Origin of the sequence: Streptomyces sp. NPDC091271 (assembly GCF_044757505.1) — a bacterium.
Taxonomy (GTDB): Bacteria; Actinomycetota; Actinomycetes; order Streptomycetales; family Streptomycetaceae; genus Streptomyces.
In genome coordinates, this window is the sequence record NZ_JBIVVD010000001.1 from 1,496,501 (window position 1) to 1,514,373 (window position 17,873).

Genomic DNA, 17,873 nt, shown 5'->3' on the forward strand with positions numbered 1-17,873 from the left:
CCCGGGAGGACGTCCGCCCATGCGTGAACTGCTGTCGGAACTGCGCGACTGGCACACGGCCGGTACGCCCTTCGCCCTGGCCACGGTCGTCGCGGTGCGGGGCAGCGCGCCACGGGCCCCCGGCGCCCTCATGGCGGTGTCCGCGACGGGCGCGGTGGCGGGCAGCGTCTCCGGCGGGTGCGTGGAGAGCGATGTGTACGAGGTCGCCACCGAGACGCTCACCACCGGCCGGACGGAGCTGCGGACCTACGGCATCAGCGACGACGAGGCCTTCGGCGTCGGGCTGACCTGCGGCGGCACGATCGACATCCTGGTGCAGCCCTTCGTCACGGCGGCCGACCGGGACGGACTGCGGGAACTCGTCGGCACCGTCGCCGCCGGGGAGCCCGTCTCGCTCGCCACCGTGGTGTCAGGAGCGGCGCGGCCCGGCGCCCGCCGGGTTGTCCTGACCGGCCGTGTCAGCGGTTCGCTCGGCGACGAAGGGCTCGACGCCGCCGTCACCGACGACGCGCGAGGGCTGCTCGCCCAGGGAGCCACCGGCAGCGTCTTGTACGGCGCGCACGGCGAGCGCCGGATGCAGGACGTCACCGTCTTCGTCCAGACGTACGCCCCCGCGCCCCGCATGCTCGTCTTCGGGGCCATCGACCACGCGGCGGCCACCGCGAGGATCGGGGCGTTCCTCGGCTACCGGGTGACGGTGTGCGACGCCCGTCCGGCCTTCGCCACCCGTGAGCGCTTCCCCACGGCGGACGAGGTCGTCTGCGCCTGGCCGCACACCTACCTGGAGTCGACGCCGGTGGACGCGCGCACCGTCGTCTGCGTCCTGACCCACGACCCGAAGTTCGACGTGCCCCTGCTCGCCGCCGCGCTGCGCACACCCGCCGCGTACATCGGTGTGATGGGCAGCCGGCGCACCCACGCCGACCGGATCGCCCGGCTGCGGGAGGCGGGTGTGGGCGAGGCGGAACTGGCCCGCCTCGCCTCACCCGTCGGCCTCGACCTCGGAGCCCGTACGCCCGAGGAGACGGCCGTCTCCATCGCCGCCGAGATCATCCAGCACCGCTGGGGCGGCACCGGCCGTCCCCTGGGGGAGCTGGCCGGCGCGATCCACCACGACCGCGGCGGCGCCTAGGAGACGACGCCCGCCCCCGCGGCCGCCCAGTGGCAGGCCACCTGGGTCCTGCCGTCTCCCTCCAGCACCGGCAGATCCTTCGTGCGGCACGCGTCCGCGACGCCGGCGCGTGCCGCCTCGCCCGAGGCGAGGATCTGGCACCGGGCGTGGAAGCGGCAGCCGGACGGGACCTTCGAGGGGTCCGGGGGTTCACCCGTCAGCAGCACCGGCTCACCGTCCGCCTCCGGCAGTACCGACAGCAGCGCCTGGGTGTACGGGTGCCGGGGAGCCGTGAGGATCTGCTCGACGTCACCCGTCTCCACGATCCGGCCGAGATACATGACCGCCACGCGGTCCGCGATGTTCCACGCCAGCCCCAGATCATGCGTCACCACCAGCGCGGAGAGTCCCAGTTCGTCGCGCAGCCGCAGCAGGAGCGCGAGGATCTCGCCGCGTACGGAGGCGTCCAGCGAGGCCACGGGCTCGTCCGCGACGATCAGCTCCGGCTCCAGGACCAGTGCGCCCGCGATCACGACGCGCTGGCGCTGACCGCCGGACAGCTCGTGCGGATAGCGCAGGAAGAACCGCTCCGGGGGCCGCAGCCCCGCCCGCGCCAGCGCCCCGGACACGGCCTCCCGCTCGTCGCCCGCGTAGCCGTGGATGCGCAGGCCCTCCGCCACCGCGTCGTACACCGTGTGGCGGGGGTTGAGGGAACCGCTGGGGTCCTGGAGCACCAGCTGCACCCGCTTGCGGTACGCCTTGAGCGCCCGGCCCCCGTAGTCGAGCGGCTCGCCGCCGAACGTGACGCGGCCCGCCGTGGGCGGCACCAGGCCGAGCAACGACCGGGCCAGCGTCGTCTTCCCGCAGCCCGATTCGCCGACCAGGGCGACGATCTCACCGGGACGGATGTCGAGGTCCACCCCGTCGACCGCCCGCGCGGTCGCCGCCCCGCGCCGCCCGGGGAACGCGACCTTCAGCGCCTGCGCGCTGAGCAGGGGAGCCGGGGGAGTGGTCGTCATGAGGTGCTCCTTGCTTCCTCGGTACCGCCGTGCGGACCGGGCGTCGCGGTGGCTTCCGCTTCCACCAGCACACAGGCCGCCCGCCGGGACGGGCCGGCCGGCCGCAGCTCCTGGTCCTCGGTGGCACAGGAGTCCAGAGCGGCAGCGCAGCGCGGATGGAACGTACAGCCGGAGGGCAGCGCCGACGGGTCCGGCGGATCTCCCGGCAGGCCGCGCGGCGCGTGCCGCGACGAGAGGTCGCCGATCCGCGGGAAGGCGGCCGACAGGGCGCTGCTGTAGGGGTGACGGGCGTTCTCGTAGACCTTCTTGGCGGGGCCCTCCTCGACCACCCGGCCCGCGTACATCACCGACAGCCGGTCGCAGGTGTCGGAGAGCACCGCCAGATCGTGGCTGATCATGATCAGACCCAGGTCCTGGTCGCTGACGAGCTGTTCGATCAGCCGCAGGATCTGCGCCTGGATCATCACGTCGAGGGCCGTGGTGGGCTCGTCGGCGATGATCAGCCGCGGGTCGCAGGCCAGCGCCATGGCGATCATCACGCGCTGGCGCTGACCGCCGGACAGCTCGTGCGGGTAGGCGTCCGCGCGTGCGGCCGGGAGTCCCACCTGTTCCAGCAGCTCACCTGCGCGCCTGTGTGCGGCAGCCGGGGTTCCCTTGCCGTGCAGCAGGATCGGTTCGGCGATCTGGTCCCCGATGCGGTGCACGGCGTTCAGCGAGTGCATCGCGCCCTGGAAGACGATCGACGCCCCCGCCCAGCGCACGGCGCGCAGCCGCCCCCACTTCATGGTGAGGATGTCCTCGCCGTCCAGCAGGATCTCGCCGCTCAGGGTCGCGGAGGCGGGTAGCAGCCGCAGGAGCGCCAGCGCGAGCGTCGACTTCCCGCAGCCGGACTCCCCGGCGATGCCCAGCTTCTGGCCCGCCTCGACCCGCAGGTCGACTCCCCGTACGGCGGGGACGGCCGAGGCCCCGGAGCCGTAGGTGACATGCAGGTTCCGGACGTCGAGCAGCGGCTGCCCGGTCTCCGGCTTCGGAACGCTCTCGGTCTTCACGGCGGTCAACGGGACACCCCCAGCTTGGGGTTGAGCACGGTCTCGATGGTGCGGCCGCACAGCGTGAACGCGAGGGCGACGACCGCGATGGCGAGTCCGGGCGGAGCGAGGTACCACCAGTTGCCGGAGCTGACCGCTCCGGCCTCACGGGCGTCCTGGAGCAGCCCGCCCCAGGAGACGATCGTGGGATCGCCGAGCCCGAGGAAGGCGAGGGTCGCCTCGGTGAGGATGGCGGTGGAGATCACCAGCGTGGTCTGTGCGAGCACCAGCGGCATCACATTGGGCAGCACATGGCGGGACATGATGTGGCCGTGCCCGCCCCCGAGCGCCTTGGAGCGCTCGATGTACGGACGGGACTCCACGGACAGCGTCTGCGCCCGCACGAGCCGCGCGGTCGTCGGCCAGGTCGTCACGCCGATGGCGAGGACCGTCGTCCAGAGGGACCGCGAGAGCACGGTGGCGAGCGCGATGGCGAGCACCAGGGTCGGCATCACGAGGAACCAGTCCGTGATCCGCATGACGACGTTGCCGTACCAGCCCTTGAAGTGGCCGGCCGTGATGCCCACCAGGGTCCCGATGGCCACCGAGAGGAAGGCGGCGAGCAGGCCGACGGTCAGCGAGACCCGCGTCCCCCACACCAGCAGGGCGAGCAGACTGCGGCCGAACTGGTCGGTGCCGAGGGGGAACTCCGCGCTCGGTGCCTCCAGCGGTCCGCCCGGCGCGGCAGTCACGCTCAGCGAGTCCGTGCCGACCAGCAGCGGGGCAGCCAGCGCGGTCAGGGCGATCAGCGCGAGCACGGCGAGGCCGGCCAGGCCCGCACGGTGGCTCCGGTACTGCCGCCAGAAGCGGGCCGCCGCATGGCGCCGGCGGGTCCAGGTCAGCGCGCGCGGGCCGAGGGTCGGCGCGGCGTCGGTCGTGGTCGTCATCGGCCCACCCGGGGATCGAGGAGCGGATAGATCACATCGGCGAGCGTGTTCATCAGGATCACCGCGGCGGCGAAGATGAAGAACAGCGCCTGCACCAGCGGCAGATCGGGCACGCTCAGCGCCTGGTAGAAGAGGCCGCCCAGGCCGGGCCAGGAGAACACCGTCTCCACCAGGATGGCGCCCGCCACCGTGTTGCCCAGGTTGACGAAGAGCAGGGTCACCGTCGGCAGCATCGCGTTCGGGACGGCGTGCCGGCGGCGCACGAGGTCGTCGCGGAGCCCCTTCGCGCGGGCCGTCGTCAGATAGTCGCTGCCCATCTCGTCGAGCAGCGAGGAGCGCATCACCAGCAGGGTGCGCGCGTACTCGACGGCGACGAGGGTGATGACCGGCAGCACGAGGTGGTGGGCCACGTCGAGGACGTACGCGAAGCCGCTCTCACTGCCGGACTCCATGCCCCCGGTCGGGAACATGCCGGGAATGGGCCCGATGCCGACCGACAGGGTGATGATCAGGAGCAGCCCGAGCCAGAACGAGGGCACCGAGTACAGCGTCAGCGCGAAGGCGGTGTGGAAGCGGTCGCCGGCCGAGCCGTTGCGCCAGGCGGACCTGGCGCCCAGCCAGATGCCGATCGCCGTGTAGATCACGAAGGCGGTGCCGGTGAGCAGCAGCGTCGCGGGGAGCGCCTCGCTGATCTTGTCCATGACGGGAGCACGGAACTGGTACGACGTGCCGAAGTCCCCGGTCAGGGCGTTGCCGCAGTATTCGGTGAACTGCTGCCACAGCGGCAGGTCCAGGCCGAATTCCTTGCGCATCGCGGCGATCTGTTCGGTCGACACCTGCCGGCCGCCGGTCATCTGCTTGACCGGGTCGCCGGGGATCAGACGGAACAGGAAGAAGCTGGTGACGAGCACGGCGAACAGCGAGACGGCCGCACCGGCCAGCTTGCCCGCCGCATAGCGGAGATAGGCGGTCGTGCTGCGGGCGCGTGGACTGCGGGCCGACGGCCCGGCCGGAGCCGGGCCGTCGGTCTGCACAGCGTCCACGCCCGCCGCGCCCTTCACGAGCGCGGGAGTGCTTTCTGTGCTCATGGACTATTCACGGTCTTCCGCGGTGGAACGACGACGCATGGCGAACAGCAGCCCGCCACCGGCGAGGACGACTACAGCGATACCGACACCGACGAGAACTCCGGTGGAGCTGCCGCTGTCGCCGGACGAGTCGCCCGACGCACCGGCGGCCGGGACCGCCGACCACCAGCTCCAGTAACCGTCCTGACCGTAGATGTTGCCCGCGTCCGAGGGCATGGTCGTGATGGACTTGATCTGGTCGGTGCGGTAGGCCTCGACGGCATTCGGGTACGCCATGACATTCATGTACCCCGTGTCGTACAGCCGCGACTCCATCTGCTTCACGAGGTCGGCCCGTTTGGCGGGGTCGTACTCCGCCGTCTGCTTCGCGTAGAGCTCGTCGTACTGCTTGTCGCAGATGAAGTTGTCGGTCTGCGCGGTTTCCTTCGCCTTGGCCGGCAGCGCGGCGCAGGTGTGGATCGACATGACGAAGTCGGGGTCCGGGTTGACGGACCAGCCGTCGAAGGCGAGGTCGTACTCACCGGCGTACCAGGGGTCGGAGACGTTGTCCCGGCAGTCGACCTTCAGACCGACGCCGAGCTCGCCCCACCACTCCTGGAGGTACTTGCCGATCGCCTTGTCGTTCGGGTCCGTGGCGTGGCACAGGATGCGGAAGTCGAGCGGCTTGCCGTCCTTGCCGGTCCGCTTGCCCGCGCTGTTCTTCCTGTAGCCCGCCTCGTCGAGGAGGGCGCCCGCCTTCGCCGGGTCGTAGGCGAGCTTCTGCTCGGCCGTCGGCTTCCAGAAGTAGGAGCCGAAGCGGGGCGGGATGTAGCCCTCGCCCTCCACGGCGTAGCCCTGGAAGACCTTGTCGATGATGGCCGTGCGGTCCACGGACATGAAGAGCGCCTGACGGACCTTCTGGTCCTGGAGCGCCGCGTGCCCGTCGCCGAACTTCTTGCCGTCCTTCGTCTGCGCGCCGGGGTTGGTGGCCAGTGCGTAGAAGCGCCGGCCGGGGGCGTCGTTCACCTTGATGTTGTCGGCGGACTTCAGCGACGCGGCCTGCGCGGGGGTCAGACTCGGGCTTCCGGCGACGAAGGAAACTTCACCCTTTCGGAGGGCGGCGACCGCTGCGTCCTGGTCCTTGTAGTACCGGAAGACGAGCTCGTCGAACTTGGGTGAGCCTCGCCAGAAGTCCTTGTTGGCCTTGAGCTTCACATAGCTGTCGACCTTGTAGTCCGTCAGGATGAACGGCCCGTTGCCGACGATCGGGAACTTCGTGTCGTTGTTGAACTTCGAGAAGTCGCCGACCTTCTCCCAGACGTGCTTGGGAACGATGGGCACGTCCAGCGCCGTCATCGTGGCCTGAGGCTGCTTCAGCTCTATGACCAGCTTGTCCGGGCTGGGCGCGGTCACCTTTTTGAAGTTGGAGACGAAGCTGCCGTTCGAGGTCGCGGCACCCTCGTCCGTCATCATCTTGTTGAAGGTCCACGCCGCGTCCTCGGCGGTGGCCTTCTCGCCGTCCGACCACTTCGAGTCGTTCCGGATGGTGTACGTCCACGTCAGCTTGTCCGCCGACGACTCCCACTCGGTGGCGAGCCCGGGGATCGTGTGGTTGTCCTTGGCGTCGTAGTTGGTCAGGAAGTCGTACATCAGCCGGCTGATGCTCGTGGAGACGAGCCGCTGAGCGAGGAACGGGCTCAGGGAGTCGACGCTCTGCGCGACCGCGACCGTGAGCGTCGACTTGCCTTCGGCGGCCTGCGCCTGCTGCGGGGCGGGGGCGAGCGGGTTTCCGGGGACGACCGATCCGGCGGCCAGCGCCAGGGCGGCGGCTCCGGAGGCGAGGAGGATACGCAGTCGGCCGCGTGGGCGGGACGGGCGTGGTGGGAATCTTGTGACCATGGACGTGGACCTCGCGTCATGACTCGCACGGTGAAGGCGGGCAGATCTCTGGTTCGCCAGCTGGTGAAGCGAAGGTTTATCAGCGGCGGTCGAGTCGCGTCAACGGTCCGCCAAACCGCGTGTGGTCTGCGGGAATGCGATGAGGGCCCGCACCGTGTGAACGGTGCGGGCCCTCATTGGTTTAGACCTCTACTGCCTTACTGCTGAGGGGCCGGCGGCGGCTGCGGGGGGTGCTGCTGCCAGCCCGCGGGCGGAACGGGGCCTTGCAGTTCGGGCTGTCCGGACTGATGTGCCTGGCCATCGTCTTGCGCGGGCGGCGGAGGCGGTCCGGCCTGCCCCGCACCGGGCTGCGCCTGCGGGGGCAGCGCCTGCTGCCAGCTGTTGTTCTGCGCACCCGGGCCGGCGTGCGGCGGGTACGCCTGCGGCGGCGCGGCGGCCTGCTGGGGCGGAGGCTGCTGTCCTCCGTACGGCTGCTGCCCGCCGTACGGCTGCTGGGGTGGATACGGCTGCTGCGGCTGCCCGGGGTACGGCTGTCCGGGGTACTGCTGCTGCCCCGGGTACGGCTGACCGGGCTGGGGTGCGTACGGCTGCTGGCCGGGCACCTGCTGACCGGGCGTCTGCCAGCCGGGCATGGGCGGGGCGAACTGCGGCGGCGGAGCGCTGCCGTCGGCCGTCCACAGCCCCTGCTGCTGCTGGGCGCGCTGGAAGTCCTCGGCGACGAGCGCGGAGAGGTTGAAGTAGGCCTCCCGGGTCTTCGGCCGCATCATGTCGAGGTCCACCTCGGCGCCCGCCGACAGGTGTTCGTCGAACGGTACGACCACGACGCCGCGGCAGCGCGTCTCGAAGTGCTGCACGATGTCGTCGACCTTGATCATCTTGCCGGTCTCGCGGACACCGGAGATGACCGTCAGGGAGCGCTGCACCAGTTCCGCGTAGCCGTGCGCCGACAGCCAGTCCAGCGTGGTCGACGCGCTCGATGCGCCGTCGACGGACGGCGTCGAGATGATGATCAGCTGGTCGGCGAGGTCCAGTACACCGCGCATCGCGCTGTAGAGCAGGCCCGTGCCCGAGTCGGTGAGGATGATCGGGTACTGCTTGCCCAGGACGTCGATCGCCCGGCGGTAGTCCTCGTCGTTGAAGGTCGTGGAGACCGCCGGGTCCACGTCGTTGGCGAGGATCTCCAGGCCGGAGGGGGCCTGCGAGGTGAAGCGGCGGATGTCCATGTACGAGTTGAGGTACGGGATCGCCTGGACCAGGTCGCGGATGGTCGCCCCGGTCTCCCGGCGCACCCGCCGCCCGAGTGTGCCGGCGTCCGGGTTGGCGTCGATGGCGAGGATCTTGTCCTGCCGCTCGGTGGCCAGGGTCGAGCCGAGCGCGGTGGTCGTCGTGGTCTTGCCCACGCCGCCCTTGAGGCTGATGACCGCGATCCGGTAGCACGACAGCACCGGCGTACGGATCAGCTCCAGCTTGCGCTGCCGCTCGATCTCCTCCTTCTTCCCGCCCAGCTTGAAGCGGGAGGCGGCGGACGGCGTGCGGCTGCTCTTCGCCTTCTGCTTGCCCCGGACCAGCCGGTCCGACGACAGCTCCACCGCGGCCGTGTAGCCGAGCGGGGCGCCCGGCACGGAGCGCTCGCGCTGGTCATGCGTGACCGGCGTCGGCCAGGCGGCGCCGGTGCGCGGGTCGACCGGCGGGGCCTGGGGAGCGGGAGGCTGGGGCTGGTAGGCCTCGGGCTGCTGCTGCTGCTGTGCAGGCAGGTTCGGCGTGCCTTGCGCCGGTTGCTGAGGGGCCTGCGGGGGGAGCGGAGCACCCTGCGCGGGGAACTGCGGGGGCTGGCCGCCCTGCGGAGCCGGGAAGCCGTAGCCGCCCTGGGGCTGCGCGCCCGGGGGCAGTTGGGGCGCGCCCTGGGCGGGATACTGCTGCTGCGGTGCCTGGGGGAAGCCGTAACCGCCCTGCTGCGGTGCCTGGGGGAACCCGTAACCGCCCTGCTGCGGTGCCTGCGGGAAACCGTAACCACCCTGGGGCGCGGGCGTGTTGGGCTGAGCGTGCTGCTGGGGAGCCGGCGGGGCCGACTGTGCGGGCGGGGGCGGCGGAGGAGCCTGTGGGAAGCCGTAGCCACCCGCCGGCCCGGCGGCCGGAGCGGGCGGCTGCTGTGCGGGCCACTGCGGCGCGGGCTGAGGCGCGCTCGGCTGCGGTGCGGCCGGCTGGAAGGCGGGCGGCAGCGGCGGGAGGGCGCCCTGCGCGGGTGGCGCGGGCGACCACGGGGCCGGTGCGTTCGGCGGCACGGCACCCTGAGGCCCGTCGACGGACGGCGCGTTCGTGGGCGGAGCGTCGGTGGGCGATGCGTCGGCGGGTGGCGCGTCGGTGGGCGATGCGGCGGTGGGCGATGCGGCGGTGGGCGACGCGCCTCCGGGCGGTGTGCCGTCCGACGGTGTACCGGCCGGCGGTGTGTCCTGGGGGCCGGCATCCGTCACGGAGTCCGCCGGCTCATCGGTCTGCCCGTCGGCTCGCTCCTCGCCCGTCCCGGGCTCGCCGTCGGTTTCCCGTACGGAGGCCTTCGACGCGTCCGGCTCCGGGGCGCCCGTCTCCGCAGCGTCTTCCCCGGATCCTGCGGATTCCTGCTCACCCACCGGGCCGGCCGGGCCCGCGCCTTCGGGCTCCGACGGGGCGGCAGGAGGCGTGGGCCCGGCGGAAGTCGGGGCCGTGGACCCGGCCTCCGCCTGCGTCTCCGTCTTGGCCCTGGCCGCCTCGCGCTCGGCGATCTCCTGCTTCAGAGCGGCGGGCGAGAAGCGCATGGTGGCGCCGCTCTCCACATCACCGCCACCGAAGGGGCCGTCCGCGCCGCTCCCGGAGTCAGGCTCCTCGGAGCCCGCCGCGGGGGAAGCCGGCGCCGGAGGAGCGGGCTCGTAGGAAGGTGAGGGCGGCTCGGACGAGGCGGCCGACGACGCTTCGGACGGCGCGGCCGGAACCGGCGGCCAGCCGGGCTCGAATCCGCCGGAAGCGGGCAGCCCCGGTACGGACAAGGGCGCCCCCTGCGGCGGCGGAGGCGGCGCCAGGTGCGACCCCGCTCCTCCCGAAGAGTCACCCGGCGCGTTCTGTGTGTACCAGGCGGGCGGGGTGTAGTCGATGGTGAACTCACCCGTCATCTCGGCGGGATCCGCGTCGGACGACTCGTCGACGGGCGTGTTCCATCCCCCGCTGATCTCGTCCCGATCGCCGTTCACTTTGCCTCCTGGTGTGGTCGAGCACCCTTGTGCCGTGGTGGGTGGGGGCGACCGTTCCCGTTATGTCCGGTCCGCCCGGCTCTCCCCCTTGCGACGCGCAGTGCCTGCCCGCAGGTTCCTCTGCCGCGCCCCCACCCACCCTAATCGCCATGGGGCGCGGTACGGCAGGCCGTACCGCTCGCGACCGCTGTCCCGTAGGTCACGCGTGGCTCCCGCACGGAACGAGCGTGGCAGAACACGGAGGAACGGGCCAGGTCCCGCGCATCGGGGCGGGGCGGACAGGGCGGAGCGGGCGGGGCGGCCACGGTGAGGGGGCGGCGGTCCCGACCGCCGCCCCCTCACCTCGCGGTCGCCTACTTGAGGTCGAACTCGCCGTCCCGGGCGCCCAGCACGAACGCGCGCCACTCGGCCTCCGTGTAGCGCAGTACGGTCCCCGGGTCCAGCGACGACCGCATCGCGACCGCGCCCCCCGGGAGGTGGGCGATCTCGACCCGTTCCTCGACGTTCTCGGTACCGGGTGCGCTCAGCCACTCCACATCCGAGATGTCGAGAGCGTAGAGCTCGTCCTTTTCCTGCTGGGTGCCCATGCGCACGTCCCTTCGGTCGAACTGTCTGGTTCCCCGCCATGATCCTGAAAAGCGGCCGGTCCGGGGCGCGAACGGGAGGGATTCAGTCCATCCTGCGAGCGGTGCCCAGCAATCCGGTCTCCACGTCCGTCGCGCTGGTCATCACCCAGTGGCGCTCACGGCCCGCCACCCAGAGGGTGACACCGTCCGCCAGGGTGGGCAGTGCCTCGCTCTCGGCCCGCGCGAGCCCCAGGATCCGGCCGATCTGCTGTGCCTCTTCCGGCGACACCCGCTGAACACCCACCAGGGTCGCCGCCCGCATCAACCGGGGTGCCACGGGGCTCAGATAGGGCAGCAGCGTCAGCACCGACTGCCACGGCGAGGACACCACCCGGCCGCGGGGCGGACGCATTCCGCAGTCGCGCACCACCACCACAGGGCTGCCCACGGTCGCACCGGTCGGCGGGACCCGCCCCACGTCATGGAGCGAGACGCACTCGAGACCGGCACCCGCGGCCTGCGCCAGTGTGGTCCACGCCTGGGTGCGGCCCGTCTCGACCGCCACGCGTGCACCCGTACCGGCCGCGCGCAGCGCCAGGACCTGCGCGGTCCACAGACCGCCGATCAGCAGGACGTCGTAAGGCGCCGGCCGGTGGAACCCGATCATCTGCGGGCGCCCCTCGGCGTCGTCCCCGATGATCACGCCGTCGTCCCCCACCGGCAACGACAGCGCGCCCAGATGGTCCGCGGCCAGGGTGTGACCGGCATGGCGCGGCCCCAGCAGCCCTCGCCTCGGAGCGATGTGCTTCGTCACTGCGCGCCTCCCAGCGGGAGCGTGGCCAGGACACCCGGCAGCTGCTCGCGGTCCAGCCGTACGAGACCGACCTCCGCGTGCCGGGCGGCTTGCTCCAATGTCCGTCGTACCCCGACCAGTTCGGTGTCGGAGCCGCCGGTGATCCGTACGTGGCCGCGCACGGACATGTGCCCCTGGTGCGCCCCGCGGCGCACCGTCAGGCTGAACGTCGTCGCGTACGCGGGCACCGAGGTCAGCAGCGCCACGAGCCGCGGCAGCGGAGTCGCTCCCCGGCCGAGCTCGGGCCAGCGGTCCACGGCGTAGGTGGTGTGCCAGCGGTCGTCGCAGCGCCAGACCCGCGTGGTCTCCGTCGTCCGTCGCTGCGGCGCGGCGTCCGGACGCCCGGCGCGCGCCGACAGGATGGGATTCGCACAAGCGGACGTGGCCACGGCGGAGTTCAGCTCGTCCTGGTCCAGCACCGAGGCCCGGAACCCCGCGCCGGTGATCCGGCTCGCCACATGGTCCGCGACCCGGACCAGGCAGCGCTGAGCGCCTCCGAGCCCGCCACCGCGCGCCTCCACGGCCTCCCGGCACAGCTCCGGATCCAGCTTCACCGCCACCCAGGTCATCCGCAGCGCGGGCGCCCCGGTCCGGTCCTGGAGGGGGGCGTACGACAGCCTGGCCACCGACCGCTCCGGCAGATGCGGCGCCGGAGCGGGCCGCACCTGCTGCACCAGCTGCGCGGACTCCAGCACGATGTCGTCCACCGCGAGCGCGTCACCCAGGAGGGACAGCGGAAGCGCCCGGGCACCCATGGCCTGACGGAGCGACTCACCGCTCGCCTCGACCCGCACGACGGCGGTCAGGAACGTCCCGTCCCCGATCATGCCCACCGTGCGGCGGGCGCCGTCCACATAGATGTAGGGAGCGAACCCCGGCACGTTCTCCGCCACCGGTGCCAGCTGCGGCTCCGTCTCGGCGGGCGACGCCGCGGCGGTCCGCCTGCGCCGGCGGAGGGACGACACTGTCGACAACCAGTCCTGCACGGCCCGGCCCCGGCGGCGTACCACCGAGAGCAGGATCAGCAGAGCGGCGATCACACCGGCGGGGATCATCCAGGCACCGCCGAGCGCGGCGCCCACCACGGCGACTGCCAGGGCGGCCTCGACGAGCACCATCTGCCGCAGCGCGGGCCCGACACGGCCGGTCCTGGAGATCGAGTGAAGAGTGGTCGCAGCGGGGGTGTCCCCCGACTGACGGGGAGCCGATCCGTCCGGTCCGTTGCTGCGTTGCCGCCGGGAAGGGGCGGGCGTTCGCCGGCTGGACCGCCTCGTGCGCTCGCCCGTCGCTGCAGCCATCGCCGCGTTGCCCCCTCGTGTCCGTATTCACCGTTTTTTTTACGGGCGTTGATCGGGCGATCACCCTACCTGAGCGGTGAAGGCCAAGTGCCAACAGGCATAGTAGGGGTCCCGGTCGGCGGCAGCGGTCCACGGCGGGTGTGGGAACCTGGTCGCCCACTGGGGAGAAGGGGCAGCGCGCACATGGCATCACGGCGGGACGAACTCAATGCCTACACCTTCGCGAAGCGGAGGTTGGTCGCACAGTTCCTGCAGCCCCACCCGTCCGGCTCGGAGGAGGGTGCGCCGCGCCCTCTTCGCGCGGTGGTGCCCGGAGCGATCGTCGGCGTGGTCGTCCTGGCGGTGTTCGGAGCCTGGGGGATGTTCAAGCCCGTGGCGCCCCAGAAGTGGGACACCCCGTACGAGAACGTCATCATCGCCAGCAAATCCACCACCCGCTACGTGGTGTTGGTGACCGACGGCAAGACGCAGCTCCACCCCGTCCTGAACATGTCCAGCGCGAAGCTCCTCCTCGCCCCGGACAAGGGCAAGGTCATCAACGTCGACGAGTCGGTCCTCGACAACGGCAAGATCCCGCACGGGGCGACCCTCGGGATCCCGTACGCGCCGGACCGCCTGCCCGACCCGAAGGAAGCCGGCTCCGCCAAGCGCTGGGCGGTCTGCGAGCGCCCCGGCGAGGGTGGCAGGGCCATCCAGAAGGCGGCGTTCGTCTTCGCGGAGCGCGAGCAGAAGAAGACCGAGGGCACGGGCAAGCTGCGGGGCGGCGAGCTCATGTACGTCGAGGGCCCGGGGCCGGACAAGGCCCGCTACATCGTGGACGCCACGGGCACCGCGTACGCGGTGAAGAACGACGAACTGCTGCTGCGCACCCTGGTCGGCCCGGACCGTGACCCCCAGCGGGTGTCCGCCGACTGGCTGGACACCCTGCACAAGGGAGACGCCGTCACCATCCCGACCATCGAGGGAACTCCCGGTGAGGACGCGAACGTTCCGGGGATCCTCCAGGCCGAGGACAACAAGGTGGGCATGATCCTCGCGGCGACCTCCGGCACCGGAACCCAGCAGTACGTGGTCCTGCCGGGCAGGGTGGCCCCGGTGTCCGACTTCGTCGCCAAACTCCTGCTCAGCAGCCGCGCCCTGGTCGGCCTCGACCAGGACGGCCAAGCGAAGAACGTCAGCGCCGGAGCGTTCGAGCCCGGTGAGGCGTTCGGGCAGGAGAACAACTGGCCCACGAGCAAGCCGACGCCCGTCAACTCCGCGAGCACGGAGAGCGGAAGCCGCAACACCGTGTGCAACGTCCTGCGCGGTGTCTCGGACAAGGACGGTGCCAGCACGCTCAGCACCTGGGCGGGCACGGCCTTCCCCGCCACACTCCCCACCGGCTCCAGCAGCGCCTACGCCACCCCCGGATCGGGGCAGCTCTTCCGGCAGTTCAAGGGGTCCAGCCCCGACTCCGGCCCCCTCTTCCTCGTGACCGACACCGGGCTGCGCTATGCGATGCAGTCCAACGGTGACAGCGTGCAGGACGACTCCGGAATCGGTGAGTCCGGCACGAAGGAGGAGAAGGCGCAGAGTCAGCAGGAGGCACAGCAGGCGCAGAACCATCTCGGGTACAAGGACGTCGATCCCGCGCCCGTTCCCGCCGCCTGGTCCGCCTTCCTGCCGACGGGCCCCCGCCTGTCGACAGGTGCGGCCCGCCAGCCGCAGGGCTCGTGAGGAGCGACCACGTGACCACGGCCCCCTCTTCCTCCCGGTCTTATTCGCGGCGGCTGCTGACAGCCGCGGCCGCCACCGCCGTTCTCGTCGTCTCGCTGCCGGTGCTGCCCGCAGCCGCGGACGACTCCACCCAGTGCACCTTCGGCCCGGACTCGAAGATGTACACGGGCCGGCCCTGGGCACTCCAGCGCGTGCTGATGGACGAACTGTGGGAGCAGTCCACCGGCAAGGGCGTACGGGTGGCGGTCATCGACACCGGCGTCGACATCAAGAACCCGCAGCTCACAAAGGCTGTGGACGCCAAGAGCGGCAAGAACCTCCTGGACAAGGACATCAAGGACGAGAACGGCGTCAAGATCGAGCGCGGCAATGAGAACGGCACCACCGACGTGGTCGGTCACGGGACCAAGGTCGCCGGCATCATCGCCGCCCGGGAGATGAAGGGCACCGGCTTCACCGGGCTCGCTCCCGACGCCACGATCATCCCGATCCAGCAGAACGACGCGGAGGGGCACGGCACGGCGGAGACGCTGGCAGACGCCATCAACTACGCGGCCGGGCAGGGCAGGGCGAATGTCATCAACATCTCCCAGGACACGGCCAACGCGGTAAAGCCCACGCCCCTCCTGGAGCAGGCGGTGAACGCCGCCCTGGCCAGGGAGATCGTGGTCGTCGCCTCGGCCGGCAACGACGGGCTGGGTGGAAACGTCAAGAAGACCTACCCGGCCTCGTACCCCGGTGTCCTCGCCGTCGCCGCTTCGGACCGCAACAACGAACGCGCGGCCTTTTCCCAGTCCGGTGACTTCGTGGGGGTCGCGGCCCCCGGCGTGGACATGATCTCGACGGTTCCCGGCGGGGGACACTGCTCCGACAACGGCACCAGTTTCTCGGCCCCGTACGTCGCCGGGGTCGCGGCCCTCATCAAGGCCAAGCACAAGGACTGGACGCAGGAGCAAATCGTCGCCCAGATCGAGCAGACGGCGGAACGCTCGATCGCGGGCCACGACCACCTGGTCGGCTGGGGCGTCGTCGACCCGGTGCGCGCCCTGACCGAGGATGACAAGCCCATCGAGAAGCCCGTGTCACACGAAGGTGTGAGCAAGGGCGAGGCCCCGTCCCCGGCCGTCGTCCACCTGGGCGAAACCGCCGAGGAACGCAACTCCCGGCTCGCGACGTATGTCGTGGTGGGCGGAGGAGTCCTGGTCGCCGCGATCGCGGGTGCGGCGGTGGCCGTACGCGACAGACAGCGACGGCAGGGGCAAACGGGCGGTATGTGACGTCCCGTCCTGGTCGGTGGCTGATTGACGGCCGGGAAGTTACGTGATGGACAAGACAGTTGGTCCTGTCAGTGCCATTGGCTAGAGTGATGCTATGGGGCCAGTGCTGTTCACGCGGGTGCGATAGCAACGCGAAACGGCCTGAGCAAACGGGGAATCGGGGAAGGCAGCAACGTGAGCAAAGGAAAGGGAGATCTCCGGCGCGGAGTAGGCGCCCTGGAGAAGTTCCAGAAGAGCGTCAACGCGTTGCTGGCGGACCTCGAGAGCTCACCGGCCGGCAAGTCGAAGGTCGCGGCACAGACGGTGTCGCGCAACGCCTTGAGCGGTGGGAACACAAGCTTCGCAGAGGCGGACGGCCTCTTCACCCAGTACAACCGCGTTCACGACGCACTCGTCACGCTTTCGAAGTCGCTGGGCGACCAGATCGAGTACCTGAGCCTCGGCGTGCACGCGGCGGCGGTCGGCTTCGACAACGTGGACGACGACACGCGGCGGCGGTTCTACGAGATCCAGGCGCGTCTGGACGCGGAGAGCGAGAAGGCGCGGGCGGAGAAGCACGACAAGCCTGAGCAGCCGCGCTCCGACAGCAAGACCGGCTCTGCCTACGACGACTTGGGTGATAGCTGATGAGTGACGAGAAGCAGCAGCCGGAACTGACGCCCGCTGAGCAGCAGCAGCAGGACACGGAGCGCGTCCAGGGTCAGCTGATCGTCACGGACGTGACGCGCCAGATGCAGGGCGTGATGGAGGCGTTCGGCTTCGGGAGCCCCGGCGCCTCGGGTCGCACGTCCTTCGAGGGCGTCGACCTCAACGTGATGATCGACCTGATCGAGAACTCCAACCCGGAGCACCTCGAAGAGGCCGGCGAGGCGTTGCTGAAGGCACGGACCGCGATCAGCGACGCGGCGAAGGAGCTGGGCGACTTCATTGCCGAGGTCGACTGGGAGGGCGAGTCCGGAGTCGCCTTCCGGGACTGGGGCAAGGGCTTGGTCGCCCATGCCGAGAAGCTGGGCGAATTCGCCCAGGCGGCCGGCACACAGATCACGGTCGCGGGCACGGGCCTCGCCTCAGTGCGCAACTCGCTTCCTCCTCGTGACAGTCGCTTCATCCGTAAGTCCCCCGAGGACATCGAGTCCCCGGCGCGGATCGAATCGAACCCGGAGTACGCGGCGGCGCTGAAGGTCGAGAAGGACCGTCAGGAGGCCATCAACCAGGCCAACCGGCTGGCTTCGTATTACGCGGTGGCGGGGGAGTCGCTGGCGGGGCAGGAGCCGCCGCGGTTCGACAAGAGGCTTGATGTGGCGATGCCGAGGCCGTCGGATGGTATTGGGCGATTTCCTGATTCGGGGGGCTCGGCAGCAGGTTCAGAGGCGGGCGACAGCAATACGCCACGGGAGAGCACGGGGCACGGCGCAACGGGTAGCGCAGCGAGCGTGGGTGCAGGAGGGCATTCCAGAGCTGATGCGCTGGGAAACGCACCCGTACCGGTTGCGACAGAGATCAACAGCGTGGCCACACCGCCAGCTCCTGTGACCACCCCGGGGCCCACACCGACCCCTACTGCCACAGGCCCTGGTCCGGCAGGAGGCCCTCCTCCTCCGCCCATGGCCAACGGCTACGTGAAGCCAGTGACAAGTGGCTCGAGGGTGCCTCAAGCAATTACAAACACCCCCAAGACCGTCAGCCAGGCGGGTAGCAGTAATGCCCGATCAGTAGGCGGTCCTGCGGCAAATAATCGCACCGGACCCCAGGTAGGGCGCCCCTCGCCCATGACTGGGGGCTCGGCCTCCGGCACCGGCGGACGCGGAGGCGGTGGGCCGCAGGCCCCTGCTGCCGGCCGGTCCGGTGTCACTGGCGGCAGGCCCACGGCG

At 71.0% G+C, this 17,873-nt stretch carries 14 protein-coding genes; 4 read left to right on the forward strand and 10 right to left on the reverse strand.

Annotation, left to right across the window (positions count from 1 at the left end):
* The first annotated feature begins 19 nt into the window (after nucleotides 1–19).
* Nucleotides 20–1,132 (forward strand): XdhC family protein, encoded by a 1,113-nt coding sequence (locus ACIQM3_RS07115; RefSeq protein WP_401619793.1) that lies wholly within the window; start codon nucleotides 20–22, stop codon nucleotides 1,130–1,132.
* On the opposite strand, the gene ACIQM3_RS07120 is transcribed toward ACIQM3_RS07115, so the two are convergent.
* From ACIQM3_RS07120 to eccE, 9 genes are all read right to left on the reverse strand, one after another.
* The gene (locus ACIQM3_RS07120; protein ID WP_401619796.1) at nucleotides 1,129–2,130 is read right to left on the reverse strand and encodes an oligopeptide/dipeptide ABC transporter ATP-binding protein; all 1,002 of its coding nucleotides are present in this window, start codon (nucleotides 2,128–2,130) and stop codon (nucleotides 1,129–1,131) included. The two genes, ACIQM3_RS07115 and ACIQM3_RS07120, sit on opposite strands and share 4 nt — an antisense overlap.
* The gene (locus ACIQM3_RS07125; protein ID WP_401619799.1) at nucleotides 2,127–3,188 is read right to left on the reverse strand and encodes an ABC transporter ATP-binding protein; all 1,062 of its coding nucleotides are present in this window, start codon (nucleotides 3,186–3,188) and stop codon (nucleotides 2,127–2,129) included. The genes ACIQM3_RS07120 and ACIQM3_RS07125 overlap by 4 nt, the downstream gene beginning before the upstream one ends.
* Nucleotides 3,185–4,105, reverse strand: a complete 921-nt coding sequence (locus tag ACIQM3_RS07130) for an ABC transporter permease (protein WP_401619801.1) — start codon at nucleotides 4,103–4,105, stop codon at nucleotides 3,185–3,187. Before ACIQM3_RS07130 ends, ACIQM3_RS07125 begins: the two co-directional genes overlap by 4 nt.
* Nucleotides 4,102–5,193: an ABC transporter permease gene (locus tag ACIQM3_RS07135; RefSeq protein ID WP_401619804.1), complete on the reverse strand. Its 1,092-nt coding sequence runs from the start codon at nucleotides 5,191–5,193 to the stop codon at nucleotides 4,102–4,104. Before ACIQM3_RS07135 ends, ACIQM3_RS07130 begins: the two co-directional genes overlap by 4 nt.
* A 3-nt stretch (nucleotides 5,194–5,196) precedes the next feature.
* Nucleotides 5,197–7,071 (reverse strand): ABC transporter substrate-binding protein, encoded by a 1,875-nt coding sequence (locus ACIQM3_RS07140; RefSeq protein ID WP_401619806.1) that lies wholly within the window; start codon nucleotides 7,069–7,071, stop codon nucleotides 5,197–5,199.
* Between the two features lie 197 nt (nucleotides 7,072–7,268).
* Complete coding sequence (locus ACIQM3_RS07145; protein WP_401619809.1) at nucleotides 7,269–10,292, reverse strand: SCO5717 family growth-regulating ATPase; 3,024 nt, start codon at nucleotides 10,290–10,292, stop codon at nucleotides 7,269–7,271.
* Nucleotides 10,293–10,645: 353 nt separating this feature from the next.
* The gene (locus tag ACIQM3_RS07150; RefSeq protein ID WP_104791893.1) at nucleotides 10,646–10,879 is read right to left on the reverse strand and encodes a DUF397 domain-containing protein; all 234 of its coding nucleotides are present in this window, start codon (nucleotides 10,877–10,879) and stop codon (nucleotides 10,646–10,648) included.
* An 82-nt stretch (nucleotides 10,880–10,961) separates the two neighbouring features.
* Nucleotides 10,962–11,672, reverse strand: coding sequence for a hypothetical protein (locus ACIQM3_RS07155; RefSeq protein ID WP_401514930.1), 711 nt, complete (start codon nucleotides 11,670–11,672; stop codon nucleotides 10,962–10,964).
* Nucleotides 11,669–13,009, reverse strand: coding sequence for a type VII secretion protein EccE (gene eccE / locus ACIQM3_RS07160; protein WP_401619813.1), 1,341 nt, complete (start codon nucleotides 13,007–13,009; stop codon nucleotides 11,669–11,671). Before eccE ends, ACIQM3_RS07155 begins: the two co-directional genes overlap by 4 nt.
* A 183-nt stretch (nucleotides 13,010–13,192) precedes the next feature.
* Here eccE and eccB point away from each other — a divergent pair, with 183 nt between their 5' ends.
* The 3 genes from eccB to ACIQM3_RS07175 all read left to right on the forward strand — a co-directional run bounded on the left by eccB (nucleotide 13,193) and on the right by ACIQM3_RS07175 (nucleotide 16,629).
* Nucleotides 13,193–14,725, forward strand: a complete 1,533-nt coding sequence (gene eccB / locus ACIQM3_RS07165) for a type VII secretion protein EccB (protein ID WP_401619816.1) — start codon at nucleotides 13,193–13,195, stop codon at nucleotides 14,723–14,725.
* An 11-nt stretch (nucleotides 14,726–14,736) separates the two neighbouring features.
* Nucleotides 14,737–16,002 carry a type VII secretion-associated serine protease mycosin gene (gene mycP, locus ACIQM3_RS07170; protein ID WP_401619819.1) on the forward strand — a complete coding sequence of 422 codons (1,266 nt, stop codon included), beginning with the start codon at nucleotides 14,737–14,739 and terminating at the stop codon, nucleotides 16,000–16,002.
* 174 nt (nucleotides 16,003–16,176) lie between these two features.
* Complete coding sequence (locus ACIQM3_RS07175; RefSeq protein ID WP_401619822.1) at nucleotides 16,177–16,629, forward strand: hypothetical protein; 453 nt, start codon at nucleotides 16,177–16,179, stop codon at nucleotides 16,627–16,629.
* Here the strand turns inward: ACIQM3_RS07175 and ACIQM3_RS07180 are convergent.
* Nucleotides 16,605–17,000 (reverse strand): hypothetical protein, encoded by a 396-nt coding sequence (locus ACIQM3_RS07180; RefSeq protein ID WP_401619825.1) that lies wholly within the window; start codon nucleotides 16,998–17,000, stop codon nucleotides 16,605–16,607. The two genes, ACIQM3_RS07175 and ACIQM3_RS07180, sit on opposite strands and share 25 nt — an antisense overlap.
* Between the last annotated feature and the right edge of the window lie 873 nt (nucleotides 17,001–17,873).